General features: G+C 51.7%; 22 protein-coding genes, 1 rRNA gene and 1 other RNA gene. 22 read left to right on the plus strand and 2 right to left on the minus strand.

All coding sequences use genetic code 11. The features are described 5' to 3' along the window. The first annotated feature begins 60 nt into the window (after nucleotides 1-60). Together ACX1DY_RS29990 and ACX1DY_RS29995 are read left to right on the plus strand one after the other, a co-directional pair. Complete coding sequence (locus ACX1DY_RS29990; protein ID WP_458967774.1) at nucleotides 61-1,239, plus strand: WD40/YVTN/BNR-like repeat-containing protein; 1,179 nt, start codon at nucleotides 61-63, stop codon at nucleotides 1,237-1,239. Nucleotides 1,240-1,454: 215 nt separating this feature from the next. After that, nucleotides 1,455-1,658, plus strand: coding sequence for a hypothetical protein (locus tag ACX1DY_RS29995; protein WP_458967775.1), 204 nt, complete (start codon nucleotides 1,455-1,457; stop codon nucleotides 1,656-1,658). A 131-nt stretch (nucleotides 1,659-1,789) separates the two neighbouring features. On the opposite strand, the gene ACX1DY_RS30000 is transcribed toward ACX1DY_RS29995, so the two are convergent. After that, entirely contained in the window at nucleotides 1,790-2,200 is a 411-nt protein-coding gene (locus ACX1DY_RS30000) for a YjdF family protein (protein WP_458967776.1), read from the minus strand. 297 nt (nucleotides 2,201-2,497) lie between these two features. On the opposite strand from ACX1DY_RS30000, the gene ACX1DY_RS30005 reads away from it, so the two are divergent. The 5 genes from ACX1DY_RS30005 (at nucleotide 2,498) to argS (ending at nucleotide 6,977) form a co-directional block, all read left to right on the plus strand. After that, entirely contained in the window at nucleotides 2,498-3,355 is an 858-nt protein-coding gene (locus ACX1DY_RS30005; protein WP_458967777.1) for a carbon-nitrogen hydrolase family protein, read from the plus strand. 14 nt (nucleotides 3,356-3,369) lie between these two features. Continuing rightward, entirely contained in the window at nucleotides 3,370-4,089 is a 720-nt protein-coding gene (locus ACX1DY_RS30010; protein ID WP_458967778.1) for a GNAT family N-acetyltransferase, read from the plus strand. Further along, on the plus strand, nucleotides 4,079-4,747 hold the full coding sequence (locus tag ACX1DY_RS30015) for a GNAT family N-acetyltransferase (RefSeq protein WP_458967779.1): 669 nt from the start codon (nucleotides 4,079-4,081) through the stop codon (nucleotides 4,745-4,747). The genes ACX1DY_RS30010 and ACX1DY_RS30015 overlap by 11 nt, the downstream gene beginning before the upstream one ends. A 104-nt stretch (nucleotides 4,748-4,851) precedes the next feature. After that, nucleotides 4,852-5,295: a YwiB family protein gene (locus ACX1DY_RS30020; RefSeq protein ID WP_458967780.1), complete on the plus strand. Its 444-nt coding sequence runs from the start codon at nucleotides 4,852-4,854 to the stop codon at nucleotides 5,293-5,295. Then, a complete protein-coding gene (gene argS / locus ACX1DY_RS30025) occupies nucleotides 5,292-6,977 on the plus strand; it encodes an arginine--tRNA ligase (RefSeq protein WP_458967781.1) in 1,686 nt (561 codons plus the stop codon). Before ACX1DY_RS30020 ends, argS begins: the two co-directional genes overlap by 4 nt. Before the next feature lie 136 nt (nucleotides 6,978-7,113). Here argS and ACX1DY_RS30030 read toward each other — a convergent pair whose 3' ends face one another. Continuing rightward, complete coding sequence (locus ACX1DY_RS30030; protein WP_458967782.1) at nucleotides 7,114-8,277, minus strand: S8 family peptidase; 1,164 nt, start codon at nucleotides 8,275-8,277, stop codon at nucleotides 7,114-7,116. Between the two features lie 457 nt (nucleotides 8,278-8,734). Here ACX1DY_RS30030 and rpoE point away from each other — a divergent pair, with 457 nt between their 5' ends. From rpoE to ACX1DY_RS30105, 15 genes are all read left to right on the plus strand, one after another. Next, nucleotides 8,735-9,298, plus strand: coding sequence for a DNA-directed RNA polymerase subunit delta (rpoE, locus tag ACX1DY_RS30035; protein WP_458967783.1), 564 nt, complete (start codon nucleotides 8,735-8,737; stop codon nucleotides 9,296-9,298). A gap of 273 nt (nucleotides 9,299-9,571) precedes the next feature. Continuing rightward, complete coding sequence (locus ACX1DY_RS30040; RefSeq protein WP_458967784.1) at nucleotides 9,572-11,179, plus strand: CTP synthase; 1,608 nt, start codon at nucleotides 9,572-9,574, stop codon at nucleotides 11,177-11,179. 291 nt (nucleotides 11,180-11,470) lie between these two features. After that, nucleotides 11,471-11,857, plus strand: a complete 387-nt coding sequence (locus tag ACX1DY_RS30045) for a response regulator (protein WP_458967785.1) — start codon at nucleotides 11,471-11,473, stop codon at nucleotides 11,855-11,857. 206 nt (nucleotides 11,858-12,063) lie between these two features. Next, nucleotides 12,064-12,918 (plus strand): class II fructose-1,6-bisphosphate aldolase, encoded by an 855-nt coding sequence (gene fba, locus ACX1DY_RS30050; RefSeq protein ID WP_458967786.1) that lies wholly within the window; start codon nucleotides 12,064-12,066, stop codon nucleotides 12,916-12,918. A 280-nt stretch (nucleotides 12,919-13,198) separates the two neighbouring features. Continuing rightward, nucleotides 13,199-14,452 carry a UDP-N-acetylglucosamine 1-carboxyvinyltransferase gene (locus ACX1DY_RS30055; protein WP_458967787.1) on the plus strand — a complete coding sequence of 418 codons (1,254 nt, stop codon included), beginning with the start codon at nucleotides 13,199-13,201 and terminating at the stop codon, nucleotides 14,450-14,452. 163 nt (nucleotides 14,453-14,615) lie between these two features. Then, nucleotides 14,616-15,974, plus strand: coding sequence for a transcription termination factor Rho (gene rho / locus ACX1DY_RS30060; RefSeq protein ID WP_458967788.1), 1,359 nt, complete (start codon nucleotides 14,616-14,618; stop codon nucleotides 15,972-15,974). A 25-nt stretch (nucleotides 15,975-15,999) separates the two neighbouring features. Beyond that, nucleotides 16,000-17,277 carry a radical SAM protein gene (locus ACX1DY_RS30065; protein ID WP_458967789.1) on the plus strand — a complete coding sequence of 426 codons (1,278 nt, stop codon included), beginning with the start codon at nucleotides 16,000-16,002 and terminating at the stop codon, nucleotides 17,275-17,277. 117 nt (nucleotides 17,278-17,394) lie between these two features. Next, on the plus strand, nucleotides 17,395-17,592 hold the full coding sequence (gene rpmE / locus ACX1DY_RS30070; protein ID WP_028531059.1) for a 50S ribosomal protein L31: 198 nt from the start codon (nucleotides 17,395-17,397) through the stop codon (nucleotides 17,590-17,592). A 116-nt stretch (nucleotides 17,593-17,708) separates the two neighbouring features. Then, an RNA gene (ffs, locus tag ACX1DY_RS30075) (signal recognition particle sRNA large type) lies at nucleotides 17,709-17,977 on the plus strand. 134 nt (nucleotides 17,978-18,111) lie between these two features. After that, nucleotides 18,112-19,893 carry a DNA polymerase III subunit gamma/tau gene (gene dnaX / locus ACX1DY_RS30080; protein WP_458967790.1) on the plus strand — a complete coding sequence of 594 codons (1,782 nt, stop codon included), beginning with the start codon at nucleotides 18,112-18,114 and terminating at the stop codon, nucleotides 19,891-19,893. A gap of 49 nt (nucleotides 19,894-19,942) precedes the next feature. Beyond that, complete coding sequence (locus ACX1DY_RS30085; RefSeq protein ID WP_458967791.1) at nucleotides 19,943-20,254, plus strand: YbaB/EbfC family nucleoid-associated protein; 312 nt, start codon at nucleotides 19,943-19,945, stop codon at nucleotides 20,252-20,254. A gap of 36 nt (nucleotides 20,255-20,290) precedes the next feature. Further along, nucleotides 20,291-20,890: a recombination mediator RecR gene (gene recR, locus ACX1DY_RS30090; RefSeq protein ID WP_019914395.1), complete on the plus strand. Its 600-nt coding sequence runs from the start codon at nucleotides 20,291-20,293 to the stop codon at nucleotides 20,888-20,890. Nucleotides 20,891-21,078: 188 nt separating this feature from the next. Beyond that, complete coding sequence (locus ACX1DY_RS30095) at nucleotides 21,079-21,336, plus strand: hypothetical protein (protein ID WP_458967792.1); 258 nt, start codon at nucleotides 21,079-21,081, stop codon at nucleotides 21,334-21,336. Nucleotides 21,337-21,368: 32 nt separating this feature from the next. Then, nucleotides 21,369-21,635, plus strand: a complete 267-nt coding sequence (locus ACX1DY_RS30100; RefSeq protein WP_458967793.1) for a pro-sigmaK processing inhibitor BofA family protein — start codon at nucleotides 21,369-21,371, stop codon at nucleotides 21,633-21,635. A gap of 357 nt (nucleotides 21,636-21,992) precedes the next feature. Further along, nucleotides 21,993-22,293: ribosomal RNA gene (locus ACX1DY_RS30105) — 16S ribosomal RNA — on the plus strand; the annotation flags it as partial.

The raw sequence follows: 22,293 nt of genomic DNA on the forward strand, positions 1-22,293 counted from the left end.
GGGCAGTATAACAGAGTAGTGTCTATAGGAAAGGGTATATATAATCCAGGAGGTGTCATCATGAATTGGACAAAAAAATTGCATCATCGGACGTTAACGCTCCTGTCAGCCGGACTTTTGGCGGTTTCCGCCTGGGGAGCGGCAGCACTGCCTGCCCAAGCAGCGAAGGCAGCACCGGCCTGCGGCACCGGTGATCATGGATTGCTGCGGCAGCTTCAAGCGCAGCACTCAACAACTGAGTCAGCACCGCTTGGTTTTACTGACATTCAGTTTCTAAATGCCGATATAGGCCGTGCCGCCGGCAATGGATTTATGATCGGAACCTCGGATGGCGGCTGCCATTTTCAAGAGATCTATCAAGGGCCGTGGAACTTCAAGCAGATTGATTTTCCTGATAACGTAAAGGGCTGGGCACTGGCTTCTGCGCAGGACACAGGCGCAGCCTATCTTATTGCCACCACAGACGGCGGCTCGACCTGGAAACGGCTTCCGGGTACAACGCCGGCTTTTGAACGGATTGATTTTAAGGATAGTAAGCAAGGCTTCGGCTATAGCGGGCCCTCCACTTACTACACCAAGGATGGCGGGCTTAGCTGGAGCCAAATCTCCACTCCGAAGAATACACGCGGGGCCGAGTTCACCAGCCGCAGCAGCGGCTGGGCGGTTGTGGTTGCACCGGGAGCCGGATACCGGGTTATGAAAACCACAGACGGAGGGGCCACATGGCAGCTTTCCCTGAAATCTTCCTTTGCTGAACCTGAAAGTGGACGGATATATGCGAGCGGCGATCAAGTGTATGCCCTGCTGTACGGGGGAACGGGGATGTCGCAGACCTCCTATTCGCTCTATGCCAGCAGCAATAAAGGCAGAAGCTGGAGCCGCGTCATCGCCCAGGATACCGCAGGCGGCGGCCCTGCGCCGGGCAGTGGACCAGCGCAGCTTAAGAGCGGACCGGCTTCCGGCAAACCGGGCAATATGGTGCTGGTCGGAAGCAAAGCTGCCTTTCTGGCAGGATTCTCTCCGGCAGCAGAAAAGGTAGCGGTTGGCCGCTCCTATAACGCCGGTAAGCAGTGGACGAACCTTCCATCCATTCCGGGGTATGACAATATCATCTCCTTCACAAGCGTCAAAGAAGGCTGGATGGCGGTTAGAGGACAGAACACATCCTCCCTATATGCTACGGAGGATGGAGGCTCGACCTGGAAGCTGAAATTTGCTTTTAAGGGAACAGAGCAATAGGCAGCAAAATCTTTGATTGAATTTTCTTTAGGCAGAAGCGGCTCCATGCAGAGGAGCCGCTTTTTTGTGTTGATTCCTCCTCTTTGGAATAAAAAGGCGAACCTAGAACCTGTATAGAAAGTCATATATACATCCGCCATGTATGGAGGGGTGGCCACGTTTGCCAGGAGGTTTTTGTTAAGGCGCTGCTTGCCGACCGGTCTGAGGTGAAGAACATGAAGGCCTGGCTTATGCGGATTGCCGTTAATGAGAGCAACTCACTGCTTAGCAGGAGGGCAAGAGGCCGGGATAAGGAGCGGAGTCTTTTTCTGAGTGAGCGAACGGTGCTACAGAATCCTGTAGAGACTGCGGCAGAACAGCATGAGCTGTCCCGGCAATTCGATATCTTGTTCGGCCGTCTTCCCTTGAAAAATATGTGATTACACCGGGAGCCAGATACCGGGTATTGAAAAAAATCCTCCCGGACCGCAGCTTACAACGGCCTTGGAGGATTTTTTGGACTATAGAACCTTAGATGGATCTTACTTCACTTCCTTAGGTCCTGAGCTAACTATCGTCCGCGATGCTTGTCCTTCGCCTTCTGCCGGGCGATTTCCCGCTTCTTCAGGGCAAGCTCCTCCCGGGCGGCTTTGCTCCGCCGGGCCGATTCTGCCCCGCGTTTTTCCTGCTCCAGCTTGATAGCCTGCTGGCTGAACGTGCTGCCGCCTGTGCCGCGCGATTCCTTAGCCGCTGCCCGCGCTCTGCGCTTGGGATTACGAATTACCGCGGCCGCCTTGCCTGTGGCGACGCCACAGCTTAATCCTTCGACGACTTCCAGCAGCCGGAACCGTACAAAGTCCAAAATCTCCTCCTGTGAAGGTTCGCTTCCAAATACATAACGCCCGGCCTTGACTACACCATCTTCCGTTAGCTCAACAATTCCCACCCAAAAAGGCTCTTCGAAAAATACCGTTAACTTCACCGGTATTCCCCCTCTCAATATTAATAAGAAACGAGGGACATCCCGAGGGGGAAGGCTACTGACACGGAAAACTCAAGAGAACGCGTGGCCTCATTTGCACCGCCGCTGAACGTCTCCTCCGTGCGTCCGGACTACCGACCGGAGCTGTGTTTTTACGTTTCCTCATTATTTTACCTTAAATTTCCTCAAAGCGGGATAGGGCAGTTCCTCCATGTGTGAATTTGTGGTCCGTTATGGTAAAATTTTAGGTACTTTATTATAAAGCACGCCTATATCACGCTTAGGAGGACTGCTGAAATGGCCTTTCGTGTATCCGCAGTACAATATCATTTGCATACCATCTCCTCCTTCGGGGAGTTTGCCGCCCAGTGCGAGCATTATATAAAAACAGCCGAGGAGTTCGGTGCCGATTTTATCCTCTTTCCTGAATTTTTGACGACACAGCTCATGTCTATTGGAGATGAACAGGGCAAAGCGCTCAGCATCGAAGACCTGCCGCAGTTTACAGACCGTTATCGCGAGATGTTCTCCGGCTTTGCCAAGAAATATGCCGTGCATATTATCGGCGGGACCCATGTGCTGCGCAGAAACGATAAGCTGTATAATGTGGCGCATCTGTTCTATCCGGACGGCAGGATTGCCGAGCAGGCCAAGCTGCACATCACACCGGCTGAAGTGGAAGGCTGGAACATGGGCGCAGGAGAGGGGCTGGAGGTGTTCCAGACGGACAAAGGGACCATCGCCATGCTGACCTGCTATGATATCGAGTTTCCTGAGATTGTGCGCATGGCTCGGGCCAAGGGGGCGGATGTGATTTTCTGCCCTTCGTGTACGGATGACCGCCACGGCTTCCACCGCGTAAGATACACAAGCCATGCCCGTGCCATTGAAAATCAAATCTACGTTGTGCTGACAGGAACCGTAGGCTCGCTGCCAACCGTCGATCTGATGCGGGCCAACTTCGGGCAGGCGGCAATCATTACACCCAATGATATTCCGTTTCCGCCGCAGGGACTGCTGGCCGTGGGCGAGATCAACGATGATATGATTATTACCGCCGATCTCGATCTGGAGCTGCTGTACCGTGTCCGCGAACGTGGGTCCGTAACCACATGGCGGGACCGCAGAACGGATTTGTACACTGACTGGACGTAAGGAGGCCGAAGGTCATGTATTACAAGACATTCTATGCTTTTGACGGAAAAATTCCGGTCCCTGCGGTCATCCGCGGCTATACGGAGGCTGACTTTGCTGAACTGATTACGATTCAGTCTGAGGCATTTCCGCCCCCATACCCTGCTGAATTGTGGTGGAACCGGGAGCAACTAGAGAATCATGTGGCGCTTTTTCCGGAAGGCGCATTATGTGTGGAAGTGAACGGGGAGCTGGCCGGGTCGGTAACGGGGCTGAAGATCCATTTTGACCCTGAGGCTCCAGCTTCTCATCATACCTGGTCTGAGGTTACGGCAGACGGATATCTCACGACACACCAGCCGGACGGGAACACGCTGTATATTGCCGATTTGTGCGTCCGTCCCAAGCACCGCAAGCTGGGGCTGGGCAAGGAGCTGGTGCAGTCGCTCTACCACGCTGTGGTGGAACAGAAGCTGGAACGGCTTCTGGGGGCGGGCCGAATGCCCGGTTATCACCTTCAGGCCTCCCATATGACGGCGGAAGAATACCTGGCTGGCGTGACCGCCGGCAAATGGTCCGATCCTGTGATTACCTTCCTGCTGCGCTGCGGACGGACGCCGCTTGGGGTAGTGGCCGATTATCTGGAAGACGAGGAGTCAGGTAATTACGCCGCGCTAATGGAGTGGCGGAATCCTTTTCTACAAATAAAGAAGTCAATTTCGGAACCGGAGGAGATCCTTGATTATGGAATATAGAAGAATTACGAGCGTCGCTGATCCATTGTTCAGACAAGTACATAACCTACTGTCGGAGGTATTTCCCCCGGAGGAAGTGCTCGAATTCAGTCTGTGGAAGGAGCCGCTGGAAGATCCGGGCATCCGTGTATTTGCCGCTGTGCATGAAGGCGCTGTTGTGGGCACCACGGAATACCGTTATTATGCCGACTGGAATGTGGCGATGACCGACTTCACCATAATTGGCCGGGAGGGGCTTGGTGTAGGCCGCTTCCTGGCGCAGAGCCGCCTTAAAGACCTGCGGAAGCTCGCAGCCGAGAGCGGTAAGGAGCTGTATGGCATGTTCGCTGAAATTTATGATCCATACCGGGTAGAGTACGCTTTTGGAGGCATCAAGCCGATGGACCCGTTTGTCCGCCGCGAGGTGCTGTCGCATCTGGGCTACAAGCGTCTTGATTTTCCTTATGTTCATCCCTCATGGCAGGGAGATGGCGAGGCGGTATCCGGTCTTGATCTGTGCTTTATGCCCGGGGATGAGGAATTGGAGCAGGTGGATGCGGCTCTGGTTGCCGATTTTCTGACCCGCTATTACACCGTGCTGGCGGATAAGCCGGACGCTTGGACGTCTATGGTAGAGGAACTTCGGAGCAAGGATACGGTTGCGCTGCTGCCGCTATAACTTGATAACTATTGAATTGCTCTGCAGATCTGGATATAGTGTACAATGGGAAAGCGAATATGCCGCTTAGTTAAATAGAAGCAAGAATAAGCGAGGAACGGTTGATGACTGAAGATCAGCAAGGCAAATACGGTGTTTCCATAACCCTGGAGAGCGTGCAGGGCGGGGAACGGAATATAGTACAAGCTGCAGGAGAGGTCATAGACAAAGGCAATCTGCTGTATATCCGTTATGAAGAGATCGAGCGGGGGCCAAAGGGCGAGGATGTTTCTGTCCGCACCACCCTGAAGCTTTCGGACAGCGGGCTGAAGCTGATGCGCCACGGCGGCATTCAGTCGGAGCAGTCTTTTGAGCGGGGACAACGTCTGCCGGGATTCTACCGTTCTCCTTATACACAGTTTAATCTTTCTACAGATACCCGGAAGCTGGATATTAAGCGTGACGGAAGGTCGCTTACGGTTTCTTGGGAATATGATCTCTACGTATACGAAGAGCTAACGGGTCAGTTCGCTATAAGTTTGCATATACAGGAGGAAACACAATTATGACACAAAGTCAAAATCCGCTTCAGCTAGCCAACGAACGGGTGAAGGAAGCGATTGCGGGTGCCATAGTGGCCGCAGGCCTGGTCACCAGAGAGGAGCTTCCGGCCATCGCGCTGGAAGTGCCGAAGGACAAAGCCCATGGCGACCTGGCGACCAATGCTGCGATGCAGCTCACTAAGATTGCTAAGCGCAATCCACGGCAAATTGCCGAAGCGATTATTGAGCATTTGGATACCCAAAGCGCTTCTATCGAGAAAGCGGAGATCGCCGGACCGGGCTTCATCAACTTTACCCTGTCCAAGAGCTATCTTTATCCGGTGATTGCCCTTGTAGCCGAACAGGGAGAGAATTACGGCCGCATAAGTGCAGGTCAGGGCAAGAAAGTCGAAATGGAATTCGTGAGCGCCAATCCTACCGGCAGTCTGCATCTGGGTCATGCCCGCGGAGCTGCTGTTGGCGATGCGCTCTGCAACGTGCTGGATTTTGCCGGCTACGAGGTGACCCGCGAGTATTACATCAATGATGCCGGGAACCAGGTAGCGAATCTGTGCAAATCTATTGAAGCCCGCTACCTTCAGGAGCTGGGCCAGGATGCAGAAATGCCGGAGGACGGTTATCATGGCGAAGATATCAAGGGTTTTGCCAAAGAGCTTGTGGCTGAGAAAGGCGACTCTCTGCTGTCCATGACACCGGGCGACCGCGCCGCTTTCTTCCGTACCTACGGCCTCGCCAAAGAGCTGGACAAAATCAAACGCGACCTTACCCGGTTCCGCGTCAATTTCGATATCTGGTTCAGCGAGACCTCGCTGTATGAGAGCGGAGAAGTGCTGCGTTCACTGGATGGTCTGCGCGACCGCGGCGAGGTATACGAGCAGGATGGGGCAACCTGGCTGCAGACGACTAAATACGGCGATGACAAGGACCGCGTGCTGATTAAGAACGACGGCACTTACACTTACCTGACCCCGGACATCGCTTATCACAACGACAAGTACAGCCGGGGCTACGATACAATGATCAACATTTGGGGAGCCGATCACCACGGCTATATCCCCCGGATGAAAGCGGCGATGTCGGCGCTTGGCAATGATCCCGAGAAGCTTGTTGTGCTGATCGCCCAGATGGTCAGCCTCTTCCAGAATGGCGAGAAAGTCAAAATGTCCAAGCGCACGGGTAAAGCGGTAACGATGGAAGACCTGATGGACGAGGTTGGCATTGACGCCATCCGTTATTTCTTCACGATGCGCAGCATGGATTCGCATCTGGATTTCGACATGGATCTTGCCGTTTCGACTTCTAATGAGAACCCTGTGTTCTATGTTCAATATGCTCATGCGCGGATCTGCAGCATTTTCCGCCAGGCAGAGGAGCAGGGAATCTCCTTGCCGGATGCCGCCCAGATTGATTATTCCAAGCTGACGGCCGCCCATGAATACGAGCTTCTGCGTAAAATCGGCGAATTGCCGGCAGAAATCGCGGTTGCTGCCGAGAGCTATGCGCCGCACCGCCTGATCCGCTATGTGTACGATCTGGCTTCGCTGTTCCACAGCTATTACAAAGCGGAGCGCGTCATCACCGAGGATGCTGCCCAGACCGTAGCCCGCCTCGCCCTGCTGGGCGCGGCGCGGACCACAATCGCCAACGTGCTGCGCCTCGTTGGCGTTACCGCGCCGGACCGGATGTAACACGGTCCGGCTTCAGCGCAAAAGCACCGCCCCCATGTACCCGGGGGCGGTGCTTTTGCTTTTTTGCAAGCGGCGCAGCCCCGCTTGCAGCAGTTCCCGGCCCCCCGCAGCGCCGGGGGCCGGGGCAGTCCCGCCGCTATCCCTTCGCGGCGGTCCTGCGCCTTGCGCCTGTGCGCAGCAGGCGCAGGGCATCGGCTGCGCCGCCGCCCAAGGCCGCGCGGCGCTGGCCCTTGCGCAGCCGCACCGGCGAGGCTGTGCGGCGCAGGAGCAGCTTCAGCTCCCGGGGCGAGAGGCCCGGCCGCAGCGCGAGCAGCAGGGCAGCGGCTCCCGTGACATGGGAGGTCGCCATGGAGGTGCCGCTCATCTCCTTGTAGCCCTCCCTCAGCCAGCAGGAGGTCACTCCTTCACCGGGTCCGTATACATCAATGTACGGACCGCGGTTGCTGAAGGCCGCTACGCGGTGTCTTTTATCAAGAGCGCCGACGGCGATCGTTTCAGGGTAGCGGGCGGGGTAATCGCCGCCGCGTTTGCCGTCGTTTCCAGAGGAGGCGATGATGGCGATCCCGGACCGGTAGGCCTTGATCACCACATCATGAAGCGCTTTGCTTCTTGTTTTCATCCCGAAGCTCATATTGATGATATCGACCTTGTTCTGCACACACCAGTCGATGCCAAGCACAATATCCGACACATAGGCGGAGCCGCTGTGGTCAAAAGCCTTCACCGGATACAGCAGCGCCCGGGGGGCTACGCCCATCATTCCCCGTGTGCCGCCCGCCGCCGCCAGCGTGCCGGCAATATGGGTGCCGTGTCCGTTGTCATCTAGCGGCAGCATGCCGCGGTGCAGCAGGTTAACGCCTGTTGCCAGCGAATGCTTGAGATCAGGGTGGCGGTAATCAGCTCCCGTATCAATAACGCCGATCTTTACCTGCACCCCGGTGGATCTGGACCAGGCCTGTGGAGCATGAATCGCTTTCACGCCCCATGGGAGCATGGCTGAGCCGCTTTTTTCAGCGGCAAGAGAGTGGACCTGTATCCGGTGGTCTTCTTCTACACATAGCGCGTCGGCAAATTTATCGAGCAGTCTGACTGCTCCGGCAGCGGGCACAAAAAATGCACGGATCAGCGGAGAAATCCGTACCTGCGCAAGCCCGGGAGTTTTTGCCTTCAGCGACTTCCACTGCGACAGTGCTCCGGCATACTGGCGCGGATCATTGAAGGTAACGATGCGCCGTTCAGCATTTTTGGGGGCAGCCGATATCTCATCAAGCAGCATCTGCCAAAATCCGTAGTAATTCATAGGTTATGCCGTCCCCTCCTCGGTGCCGTGCTGCCATATTGTATGAACGGAGGCGGGCTTACGAATGGGAACTTGCCCTTTTTTAGCGAAATGGGCTGCCCATCGTGTCAAAAGGCGGGACTTTACATAAAATAAATCGAAGAGAGGTTAAGCTCTCTTTGCAACATCCCGTAAGGAGCCGATCCTTGGCGTGGGTACAGTCATGCGCGGAGGGATTTCCTCCGCCTTTGTATTGCAGAATTCAATTTTATGCTGGAACTGTCGATTACATAATTCAACTGGCAACCGTTTTCCTTTCCTGGAAGCTTTTCTTTTGGACGAAGGGTGGACAAGCAGATGCCTGTACGGGAACCTGGAGGCGGCTTCTTCCGGCAGCCCTGCCGCATTTGACTTGCAATTTGCTGCCAAATAGGTTTTACTTAGTTTTGTTAATATGCGTGAGAGGAAGTGTCCTTTAGTGAGTACGCCACTCAATTTAAAGCTGGACCCTGAGAAAGTTAAAGAAATGCCGATGGTGGACCTGGCTTTCCTGGTGCTCAAAGCGGCCAATACACCTTATTATTACCGTGACCTGATGGTCGAAGTGGCCAAGCTGCGCGGTATGACAGACGAACAAACCAACGATACTATTGCCCAGCTATATACCGAGATCAACATTGACGGGCGTTTTGCCTGTGTCGGAACCAATCTGTGGGGACTCAAACGCTGGTATCCTCTGGAACGCTCCGATGATCCTGTCGGCAACTCCAAACGTCCGCGTATCATCAATGACGAGGATGACGATTTGGAAGACGACGATTTCACCGAGGAAGAAGACAACTACGCTGCGGAAGAAGAGGATTTCGACGCCATCGACGAAGACCGCGACGATCTCTATTCCGACGACGACAGCGAAGACGAAGTTGACGAAGATGTTGTGATTGATGAAGATGACATCGACGAAGACGATGTGGAAGACGAGGATTCCGAAGACAGCGATTCTGAGGATATGGATGATGAGGACGAAGACGACAAATATTAGAAGAGCGTGCTCAGGCATAATTCCTCCCTTGACATGGGTGGGACCGTCAGAGTAAACTATTGCATGGGCTTCTGATGGAAGTTAATATTTTTTCTAAAATAAAAAGTGCCCCGGCTCTACGGGTGTCACTTTTTTGTTTTTTTAAATGGTTTTTTTTCCCGGATAGAGTGGAAAAGTAACTTTTGGGTTCCCTGTTTTGATAATGGAAAAAAGGGTTACGATAAACAGCAAGCGTCGCCTGAATTTCTGGACTTTATTTAGGAGGGTTTTACAGTGACAAAGTATATTTTTGTAACGGGTGGTGTTGTGTCTTCCCTGGGCAAAGGCATTACCGCCGCTTCTCTGGGCAGGCTGCTCAAGAACAGAGGTTTGAAGGTAACGATCCAGAAATTCGATCCCTATATTAACGTAGACCCTGGAACCATGAGTCCTTACCAGCATGGCGAAGTGTTTGTAACCGACGATGGCGCGGAAACGGACCTGGACCTTGGGCACTATGAACGGTTTATTGATATCAATCTTTCGAAGAACAGCAACGTGACAACAGGTAAGATTTATTCCTCCGTCATCAGCAAGGAGCGGCGCGGGGAGTACTTGGGCGGTACGGTTCAGGTTATCCCGCATATCACGAACGAGATCAAGGAGCGCGTATTCCGTGCAGGCCGTGAGACAGGCTCTGATGTGGTAATTACCGAAATCGGCGGTACCGTGGGCGATATCGAGAGCTTGCCTTTCCTGGAAGCGATCCGTCAGATTAAAAGTGACATCGGCCGTGAAAATGTGATGTACATCCACGTAACCCTGATTCCTTACATCAAGGCTGCGGGAGAAGTGAAGACAAAACCGACACAGCATAGCGTAAAAGAGCTGCGCAGCATCGGAATTCAGCCGAATGTCATTGTCTGCCGCACAGAATATCCGCTTTCTGAAGATATGAAGGGCAAAATTGCCTTGTTCTGCGACATTGACGCGAGCGCTGTAGTAGAATGCCGGGATGCTTCAACACTGTATGAAGTTCCGCTTAACCTGCGCGATGAAGGCTTGGATGAGATCGTAGTTAACCATTTGAAGCTGACTACCCCTGCACCGGATATGCATGAATGGGAGAGCATGCTGGCGCGGATTCAGAAGCTGGAACGCACCGTTGAGATTGCCATTGTCGGCAAATATGTAGCGCTGCATGATGCTTATTTGAGCGTAGTAGAATCACTTTCGCATGCCGGCTTCGCAGCTAACGCGGAAGTTAAAATCCGCTGGGTGGATGCTGAGCTGGTAACTGACGAGAATGTGGACGAGCTGCTGGGCGGAATTGGCGGCATTCTGGTTCCAGGCGGCTTCGGCGACCGGGGAATCGAAGGTAAAATCTCTGCCATCCGCTATGCCCGTGAACAATCCATTCCTTTCTTTGGCATTTGCCTGGGGATGCAGGTTTCCGTAATCGAATATGGCCGCTCCATTCTGGGACTGGCCGGCGCGAACAGTTCCGAGATTGATCCATCCACACCGTATCCGCTGATCGACCTGCTGCCGGAGCAGAAGGATATCGAGGATATGGGCGGAACGATGCGTCTGGGCCTGTACCCATGCAAGCTTCTTCCTGATTCACTGGCGATGTCCTGCTATGACGATGAATTGGTATACGAACGCCACCGTCACCGGTATGAGTTCAACAATGCCTACCGTGATGAGATTGAAAAAGCGGGTCTCGTGATCTCCGGAACCTCCCCGGATGGCCGTTTGGTGGAAATTGTCGAACTTCCGGGCCACCCTTGGTTCCTTTCGGTACAGTTCCATCCGGAATTTACCTCCCGTCCGAACCGTCCGCAGCCGCTTTTCCGTGAATTTGTCAAAGCTTCGTTGACTCATTCCGAACAACTGTAAAATACAGATAATTCAGGCCCTACGGGTCTTTGAGAGCCTCCGCCAGGAGGCTTTCTTTATAGAAATATAACTCTACCTGCCAGCACGAAGCTTCAGCCCTCATATCCCCTGTTCTCATCAGCTTGATTGCGGCCCATTATATGACATAGTTTTACGCATTTTAACCAATTAGCAGGATTTTGACTGTAAAGCACGAATAATAGGTTTCGTATAGACTATGCTGTCAAGGGGTCGTTAGCTGTGCGAGTGTGAGGAATGGACAATCTGCTTTAAATTCTGGGAGGGTATGGTATGGAAAAGAAAAAAGTGTTAATAGTCGATGATCAGAACGGAATCCGGATTCTCCTCATGGAAGTATTCAATAGTGAAGGGTATGCCACATTTCAAGCAGCTAACGGAAAATTGGCCTTAGACATTGTCCGCAGCGAGTCGCCCGACTTGGTCTTGCTCGATATGAAGATTCCGGGAATGGACGGACTTGAAATCTTGAAGCATTTGAAGGATATCAACCCGGCAATCAAGGTTATTATGATGACAGCTTACGGAGAGCTGGATATGATTAAAGAAGCGACAAAGCTGGGGGCGTTAATGCATTTCACCAAGCCTTTTGATATTGATGAGATGCGGGTAGCGGTTAATATGCACCTTAATGGTAAGTCGATTGAAGAGTGCAGCTGACCCGGGAACCGGTAGTTTGAGTATGTCCTGTTATGGATACTCTAAAGAGGAAGAATTTGCTTTAGGCATGGGCTGGGTGAATATCGTCCCACCGGGACATTTTTTTGTTTGTCCTATTTAGTATTTGACACAGGATGTGCTATAATAGGCCTGTATGTGATGTCGGCTTTTATAGGCAACCCAACATTCTTAGGAGGATTGAAACCATGCCATTAGTATCTATGACAGACATGTTAAACAAAGCACTTGAAGGAAAATACGCTGTTGGTCAGTACAACATCAACAACCTGGAGTGGACTCAAGCGATTCTTGGTGCGGCAGAAGAAGAGAAATCACCGGTAATCCTTGGCGTTTCCGAAGGCGCAGCTCGTCACATGGGCGGCTTCTACACAGTTGTTAAGATGGTTGAAGGCCTTGTTCATGACATGAAGATCACTGTTCCTGTTGCCATCCACCTGGACCACGGTTCCAGCTTTGAGAAATGTAAAGAAGCTATTGACGCCGGATTCACATCCGTAATGATCGACGGCTCCCACCACCCTATCGACGAGAACATCGAAATGACTAAAAAAGTCGTTGAGTATGCTCATGCTAAAGGTGTTTCTGTAGAAGCTGAAGTAGGTACTGTCGGCGGACAAGAAGACGACGTTATCGGCGGCATCCAATATGCTGACCTGCACGAATGCGTACGTATCGTTAAGGAAGCAGGCATCGACACTTTGGCTCCTGCTCTTGGTTCCGTACATGGCCCTTACCATGGCGAGCCTAACCTCGGATTCAAAGAAATGGAAGAAATCCGCGATGCAGTTAAGCTTCCGCTGGTTCTTCATGGCGGTACAGGTATTCCTGAGCATGACATCAAGAAATCTATCTCCCTGGGTACTTCCAAAATCAACGTGAACACCGAGAACCAAATTGCATTTGCTAAGGTTGTTCGCGAAGTTCTTGCTGCTAAACCGGATGCTTACGATCCTCGTACATTCATCGCACCAGGCCGTGAAGCTATCAAACAAACCGTTATCGGTAAAATCCGCGAGTTCGGTTCCAGCAACAAAGCCTAATTTATTCACGCTGTGAGCGGACAGGCATCTTTATGCTGCCTGTGAATATAAGTATTTGAACTGAATATCTAAGATAGGGAGAGCACACCGCCTAGCCGGTGTCTTTCCATAATATAAGGAGTCCAGTGCTGCATTAGCCATCCGGCCCTTATATTTGTTGCAGAAACGGGTGCCGTCCTTGATGCAAGGACGGCGCAACCGTTTCTACTTGTCATACTTAAGCCACAGCAGGTATTGCCTGGGCAAGCTGCAATACACGTAGGGGGAACCAGATAAATTTATGGAAAAATTAATGATTGGCGGTGGACGTCCATTAGAGGGCGTTGTAACCATCAGCGGTGCGAAGAATAGCGCAATTGCGCTTATTCCTGCGGCGATTTTGGCCGAATCTGAAGTTGTTCTGGATAACTTGCCAGCCCTTAGTGATGTAGCTGTTTACTCCGAAATTCTTGAAGAGCTTGGTGCGACTGTCTCCTGGACAGGCAACCAAATGAGAATTAATCCCTCCCGTATCGTATCCATCCCAATGCCTAACGGACCGGTCAAGAAGCTCCGGGCCTCCTATTATTTGATGGGGGCGCTTCTTGGAAGATTTAAGGAAGCGACAATCGGTCTTCCCGGCGGCTGCAACTTTGAGCCGCGTCCGATTGACCAGCATATTAAAGGCTTTGAGGCACTGGGTGCGACTGTGACCAATGATCATGGCTCTATTCACTTATACGCCAAAGAACTGCGCGGTGCGAAAATTTACCTGGACGTTTCGAGCGTAGGGGCCACCATTAACATTATGCTGGCGGCTTCACGGGCTAAAGGCTCAACAATTATTGAAAACGCGGCTAAAGAGCCTGAGATTATAGATGTAGCTACCCTATTGAACTCTATGGGCGCTGTTATTAAAGGCGCTGGTACCGAAACTATCCGGATCGAAGGTGTTGCGGAAATGCACGGCTGCCGCCATTCCATTATTCCTGACCGGATTCAAGCTGGAACTTACATGATTGCAGCAGCGGCTACGCGCGGCAATGTGTTGATAGATAATGTTATTCCGAAGCATTTGGAGGCGCTGACCGCCAAGCTGCTGGAGATGGGCGTGGACATTGAGGAGCTGGATGAGAGCATCCGGGTCATCGGCAGAGCCAAATACCAGCATGCGGATGTTAAAGCCTTGATTTACCCCGGTTTTGCCACCGATTTGCAATCTCCGATGACAAGTCTGCTCACTCAGGCAGAAGGTGTTAGCGTACTCAGTGATTTTGTATACAGTAACCGGTTTAAGCATGTACCGGAGCTTGTTCGCATGGGAGCCAAAATCCGCGTCGAAGGACGTTCAGCTATTATCGAAGGCAACAAGCTTAACGCTGCAAAGGTAAAGGCTTCCGATCTGCGTGCCGGTGCGGCGCTTGTTATTGCCGGACTGACGGTAGAGGAAGGGATCACAGAAGTTACAGGAGTGGAGTATATAGACCGTGGTTATGACAATCTGGTCACCAACCTGCGTAACCTGGGAGCCGAAGTATGGCGTGAGAACGAATAGAATAGAATTATCCGCTGGTCTGGAGGGGGATTTCTGCCTTGAAATTGCATATCCCCTTCCAGTTTGGGCAATGATATCCTAATAAGCGGATTTAATAGATTCCTATTTTCCCGGCTGACATGCTAGATGAACTCATTATAAAAATTGAATAGGTGGTTATTACATGGATCTTCAAATTTCCGATTTGGAAGAAATGAAGCTGACCGATTTGTATAAACTGGCTAAGAAATACCAGATTCCATACTACGGGACGCTCAAGAAACGGGAGCTGATCTTTGCAATTCTTCGGGCACAGGCAGAGCAGAGCGGTCTTATGTTTATGGAAGGCGTACTCGAAATTCTGCCGGAAGGCTATGGTTTCCTAAGGCCGATCAACTACTTGCCCAGTGCAGAGGATATTTATATCTCGGCTTCACAGATTCGTAAGTTTGATCTCAGAAGCGGAGATCTTGTATCCGGCAAATGCCGGACACCCAAAGAAAACGAACGTTACTTCGGATTGCTTCAAGTCAACGCCGTCAACGGCGAGAATCCTGCCAGTGCAGCGGAGCGTTTGCATTTTCCGGCGCTAACACCTCTTTATCCGCAAGATAAGCTGCCGCTTGAAACATCCCCTACCCATTTATCTACCCGAATAATGGATTTGCTTGCTCCTGTTGGTCTGGGGCAGCGCGGTTTGATTGTAGCACCTCCTAAAGCAGGGAAAACGCTCCTCTTAAAAGAAATTGCCAACAGTATTTCCACTAACAATCCTGATATTTCCCTATTCGTACTGCTGATCGACGAGCGTCCCGAGGAAGTAACCGATATGCAGCGTTCTGTGAAAGGTGAGGTAGTGGCATCCACATTTGATGAGCTTCCCGAGAATCACATCAAAGTTGCCGAGCTGGTGCTGCAACGCGCCTTGCGTTTAGTCGAGCATAAAAAGGATGTCGTGATACTGCTGGACAGCATTACCCGTCTGGCCCGTGCCTATAACCTCGTCGTTCCACCGTCCGGTCGAACACTCAGCGGGGGGATTGATCCGGCGGCGTTCCACCGTCCTAAGCGGTTTTTCGGTTCTGCGCGGAATGTGGAAGAGGGCGGAAGCTTGACCATACTTGCGACAGCGCTTATTGATACCGGTTCACGTATGGATGACATTATTTATGAAGAATTTAAAGGTACAGGCAACATGGAGCTTCACCTCGACCGCAAGCTGGCGGAACGGCGCATATTCCCGGCCATTGATATCCGCCGCTCAGGCACACGCCGCGAAGAAGTGCTGCTGAGCAAGGAAGAGCTGGATACCATTTGGGCGATCCGCAAAAATATGAACGAGTCCTACGACTTTGTGGAGGGCTTCCTCAAAAAGCTGCGTGATTCCAAGACAAATGCCGAATTCCTGGCATCCTTTGATGTTGCAGGGAACAAAGAAGCCTCATCTCCGAGCAGTACGGCCAGTAACGGGGGAACCTCTAACAGCGGTTCATCCGCGCGCCGGACAACGCGACCGAAGACGCCCTCTGTTCCTACAACCTGAGAAAAGATAACAAGAGGAGACTAACATGTATTTGGTATATGCCGATGAGCAAGGAAATGTATATGATCATCCCGAGCTGCACGGGCTGGCCCGCAGCGGAGATATGATTGTTGAGATACTGGAGGAAGAATTAATTCCGCTGCCCGAGGGCGCTACCTTAGTTGGTCTGCCGAACACGCGGGCAGTGGGCATGAACCCTGAGACGGGTGAAATGCTGTCATTGCCGGAAGGGTCCCAGGCAGTGGGGGCTTTGCTGCCGCAGGGCTTTACCCGTCTATGTCTTCCCGGGTATGTCAAGACAGACAAGTCGTATAAGCTCCCACTCTTTGGCTATTCCGCAGTAGTGTGGAAGGATGGCGGCTTTTACGTGGCTGCTGATCTTACCGATGATCCGGAGCAGTGGAATCCTTTGAATTGTGACCGGGAGAAGGTAAAAGCGGGTGTCGGCAGCCTGACCGCCAAGTACCCGGAGAACCGTCTGTATGACCATCTCTCCAACTGTGCGCTTGGCTATGAATGTCTGACCTCTTCAAATACCTTTTTAGGCCGCTGGGAGGGAGCTGTTCCCGTATCCTATTCCTGTAATGCCGGCTGCTTTGGCTGCATTTCCGAACAGCCTGATGACAGCGGCTTTGTATCTCCGCAGACGCGGATGAACTTCCGCCCTACAGTGAATGAGATTTCTCAAGTGATGCTGGAGCACCTCAAGACACCGCAGTCCATTGTAAGCTTCGGCCAGGGCTGCGAGGGCGAGCCATCCACCCAGGCTAAGCTGATCATTGAGTCCATTCGTGAAGTCCGTTCCGTCACAGATATGGGGTATATCAATATCAATACGAATGCCGGCCTGAGTGATCATATTCGGGGAATCGTTGACGCGGGCCTGGATTTAATGCGGGTGAGCACGATCAGTGCACTGGATGAGCACTACAACGCTTACTACAAGCCGCGCGGCTATACGCTGGCTAATGTGGAAAAGTCTCTGAAGTATGCCGCTTCACAGGGAGTGTACACCTCAATCAACTATCTGATCTTCCCGGGAGTAACAGATCGTGAGGAAGAGATTGAGGCGATGGTGGAATTCGTTAGACGTACAGATTTGAAGCTGATTCAGATGCGCAACCTCAATATTGATCCGGAGAGCTATCTGGAATTGATTCCGCCGGCTCAAGGGGAGATTCTGGGGATGAAGACGATGCTTGAAATCTTCCGTGAAGAACTTCCGAATGTTGTTATAGGATCCTACACGCATGTTCCGCCTGCGGACCTGGCCCGTGCCAAACAGCGGCGTGTACACATGTAGCAGAATATATGGAATCCAAACATATTGCGGAATCCGTCTTTTCGTGCTAGAATACCGTTGTGTATTTTAATAACTCTAGGTCCGCATGAGGCTTAGGGCATGAGAGGTGAAATTCAAATGCAAGAAGCAATTCAACCAAAGTACCATCTGACTAAGGTGACCTGCGCATGTGGCAATTCCTTCGAAACTGGCTCCGTTAAACCAGAGCTGAAAGTCGAAATTTGCTCCAGCTGCCATCCGTTCTACACTGGCAAGCAGAAATTCCTGGATGCCGGCGGACGTGTTGATAAATTCAAGAAGAAATATGGTATCTAATCATTTTGCCGCTTAGCGGTTTAAGGATTACATTGGCTCCCGGATGCAATATCCGGGAGCCTCTCCTTTATCTGGTGCCTTGATTTTTGTCCAGCCGTAAGCTATACTTATCTTCGCCGCGCTAGACGGGGAGGTAGCGGTGCCCTGTAACTCGCAATCCGCTGTAGCGAGGTTGAATTCCTGTTAGAGGTGCTGTCGATGTGAGGCCTTGGTCCCTACGGGCTGTGTTGACGGTTGGGTCCTCCGCAATGAGTGCTTATGAACCTGGTCAGGTCCGGAAGGAAGCAGCCATAAGTAAGTCTACTCTTGTGCCGGAGGGTGGCCTAGCCCGAGCAGTGTTGTAGGGTTGCCGCTTGGATCGCAGCCATCAATAACAGGTGCGCGGTTTACATATTGCCATGAATAGCATCTTTGCCACAAGCGAAGATGCTTTTTGTTTTTGGTCAAAGTCTGGTGAATATAGTATAATAAGTTAGCGACAAATGCCGAAAGCGGCAGCTTAAGAGAGGGTAATGCATAGTGGAACATATCGCGCTGTACCGTGCCTGGCGGCCGCAGTCGTTTCATGACATGGTAGGGCAACAGCACATTATTCAAACGCTGCAGAATGCGATTCGTGAACAGCGGGTTTCGCATGCCTACCTGTTCAGCGGCCCTCGGGGAACCGGCAAGACATCCGCTGCCAAAGTGCTCGCCAAAGCGGTCAATTGCGAGCGGGGTGCGGGGCCGGAGCCATGTAATGAATGTCCCTCCTGCTTGCGGATCACTGCAGGCAACATAATGGATGTACAGGAGATTGATGCGGCGTCTAACCGGGGCGTTGAAGAGATTCGGGACCTGCGGGATAAGGTGAAATATGCACCTACCGAAGTGCGCCGTAAAGTGTATATTATTGATGAAGTGCATATGCTGACAACAGAAGCGTTTAATGCGCTGCTGAAGACGCTTGAAGAGCCGCCTCCCCATGTGATGTTCATCCTGGCGACGACTGAACCCCATAAGTTACCGGCGACGATTATATCCCGCTGCCAACGTTTTGATTTCCGCAGGGTTTCGCTGGAAGAACAGACGGCCCGCCTAACCGAGATTTGTGAGAAGGAAGGAATTGCAGCAGACGCGGATGCGCTGCAGTACATTGCCCGTCTGTCCGATGGCGGAATGCGCGATGCGCTCAGCATACTGGACCAGATATCGTCCTTTACAGATGGTAATGTAACTTATCAGCAGGTGCTGGGGATGACCGGGGGGATTCCCTCCGAGCAGTTCGCGCGCCTGGCTACTGCTATTCTGGAAGGGGATATGGGGCTGCTTCTGGAGCTTGTCGAGCAGCTTATGCACGAAGGCAAGAGTGCGGATAAATGTCTGGAGAACCTGCTGTACTATTTCCGGGATCTACTGATGATCAAAATGGTGCCGGGAGCGGATCATTTAACGGATCGTGTTTTAAATCCGGCAGATTTCCGCGATATGGCGGCTGCATTTTCCAGGGATCGGTTGTTTACGATTGTTGAGACGCTGACGCGCTATCTGGGTGAGATGAAATATGCCACTCATCCGCAGACCTTGTTTGAAGTGGCATTGATGAAGCTGTGCAGCCTGCAGCAGGATGGGGCCTCTCTTCAGGAGGCTGCGCCTAATTTTGCAGCAACTGCTTCCAGTCACTCCGGCAGCCAGCCTCAGACTGCAGATTCCGGTGAGCTGGAGCTTCTCAAACGGCAGATTGCCGCTTTGGAGAAGAAGCTGGAGCAGGCCTTACAGTCGGGGGCGGTTTCTGGTGGAGGACGTGATCAGGGGGCTGCGAAGAAGCAAGGGGCCGCACAGAGCCAGGCTCCGCGGGTATCCTCTCACTCCAAGCTGCCTCCGCAGCTGGATAAGTTTATCGCTGGCAAAGACAGCGCCGATTTCGCCGAAGTCTATAAGCAATGGAGCCTTGTCCTGCAGGGAGTGAAGGAGGAGAAGGTAACGGTTCATGCGTGGTTTGTGGATGGTGAGCCGGTCTCCGTTATGGAGGATGCAATACTGGTTGCTTTTAAGAACACGATCCATCGCGACACAACCGAGAAGCCGGCTAATAGACAGGTTATTGAGAATGTGTTTGCTGCCCGCCTGGGCAAGCCTTATCGTCTGGTAACGATGATGCAGCGTGACTGGAATGAGGCTGCTGTGAAGTCTGTTGCACAGACCGGTACAGAGGAGCTGCGGCTGGAGCATGAGCATGAAACTGCAGATTCACAGACTGAACCATGGATTGACGAGGCGATCCAGCTCTTTGGGGAAGACCTTGTTGTCATAAAAGAGTAGTATTTTAGCCTATCAGCGCCTAGTAGCGCATCCAAAGGAGAGACGATGTATGAATAATATGAACCAAATGATGAAGCAGGTTAAAAAAATGCAGGAACAAATGCTTAAGGCTCAAGAAGAGCTGGGCAGCAAAACTATTGAAGGCTCATCCGGCGGCGGTGTGGTTACCGTTCAAGTCAACGGCCACAAGAAAGTACTCGCCATCCAGATTAAGCCTGAGGCTGTTGATCCTGAGGATATCGAAATGCTGCAGGATCTTGTGCTGACTGCTGTAAATGATGCCCTTACCCAAGCTGAAGAGCTGGCTAACAATGACATGGGTAAATTCACCGGCGGCATGAAGATTCCTGGTTTGTTCTAAGCCGTACTTTATCCAGTCCAAAGGAGAACCATCACCTTGTATTATCCAGAACCGCTAGCCAAGCTGATCGAAGCTTTTACACGTTTGCCCGGAATCGGACCGAAGTCGGCCGCCCGGCTGGCTTTTCATGCATTGAACATGAAAGAGGACGAGGTAATTGATTTTGCCAAAGCGTTGGTCAGTGTTAAGCGCAATCTTCATTATTGCTCGGTATGCTGTAATATCACCGACACAGATCCATGCCGCATCTGCCAGGATAAGACCCGCGATGCTTCCGTAATCTGTGTAGTCCAAGATTCCAAAGATCTTGTGGCTATTGAGCGGACCAAGGAGTTCGACGGCTACTATCATGTTCTGCAGGGGGCAATCTCACCGATGGAAGGAATCGGCCCGGATGACATCCGTCTGAAGGAGCTGCTGACCCGTCTGAGCGATGAGCGGGTGAAGGAGCTTATTATGGCGACCAACCCCAATATTGAAGGTGAGGCCACGGCTATGTACATCTCCCGTCTTGTCCGCCCCTTTGAGATCAAAATCACCAGGATAGCCCACGGTCTGCCTGTAGGCGGTGATCTTGAGTATGCGGATGAGGTCACCTTGTCCAAGGCACTTGAGGGCCGTCGTGAGCTGTTCTAGGCAGTGCTGAAGTTATATTTGATGCAGGAAGCCCGCAAGGGCTTCTTTTTTTATCTCTTGCATGAATCCAACGTTCAACTTTGTCCGCCGTTTTTAGTTCTAAGTTTGTCCCCATTTCGATATGAATGAGAATACATAAGGGTGAGTTGCTGGATGACGCCCTGAAGTTATTCTTAGGAGGAATGGGCATGGCTTGGTGGAGAGCGTTGAAGAAAAAGGCTGGCGGAGAAGAGGATTACAGCGGGGGGCAGGAAGAGAAGTGGAACGTATTTCTTGAGGTGCGTAAGGCGCAATCAGAGTGGGAAAGAGCGCACCTGATGTTCAATGAGGCCCTGGGTCAGGACCAGATTGATTATGCGATATATATTTTGGAGGCTGCAGAGCGTAAATATCAGATCCATCTGAAGCACGCCAAAAGTCTGGGGCTCAACCGCAGTCAACTGTAAGCTTAGAAGGCCAAAAACAAAGGAGGAGCATCATGCTAAGAACGGCGGCTCTTGCTGTATTGGTGATATCGGGCATTTTACTGATTATGATCGTTATTAGAAAAAAATTGGGCTGGGCTTGGATCAGTCTGTTTGGCACTCATCTTCTTCTGGCGGCACTTGGCATTTATGTAGTGAATTTTTCCGGACTAATCACGGAGATTTACATCCCTCTGAACCCTGCGACTATAGGCGCTGTAACGGTTCTTGGGCTTCCAGGAGTACTTATGCTTATAGGTTTGAAAATAACTTTGTTTTAGAGGTTGACGCGGGTTCTTGATTTATGATACATTAAGTCTCGGCCCTTTGGACAAGATATTCTTTGATAGCTTGCCAATAAGCAAAGCGAAAAAATAAAATAAAAAAACGCTTGACTGAAATAAGGGCGCTGTGATATATTATAAAGGTCGCTGCTGACAAGCGACGACGAAGAAAAATAAGAACTTGATCTTTGAAAACTGAACAACGAGTGAGTGGGAATTCACGAAAGTGAAGTCCAAAATAGAGAATTTTTAATTCTCGTCAGATGTTTCAAAATGAGCGAATCGCTCTTTTCGATAATTTTCGGATGGTTATTTCCTCGGAGTAATTCGGTGGAGTGGCCGCTCGGAAAAACCTTATTGGAGAGTTTGATCCTGGCTCAGGACGAACGCTGGCGGCGTGCCTAATACATGCAAGTCGAGCGGAGCTTATCCTTCGGGGTAAGCTTAGCGGCGGACGGGTGAGTAACACGTAGGCAACCTACCCTGTAGACTGGGATAACTACCGGAAACGGTAGCTAATACCGGATAATTCCTTTCTTCTCCTGAAGGAAGGATGAAAGGCGGAGCAATCTGCTACTAGAGGATGGGCCTGCGGCGCATTAGCTAGTTGGTGGGGTAACGGCCCACCAAGGCGACGATGCGTAGCCGACCTGAG

The sequence above is a fragment of the Paenibacillus sp. BAC0078 genome, from assembly GCF_054483875.1.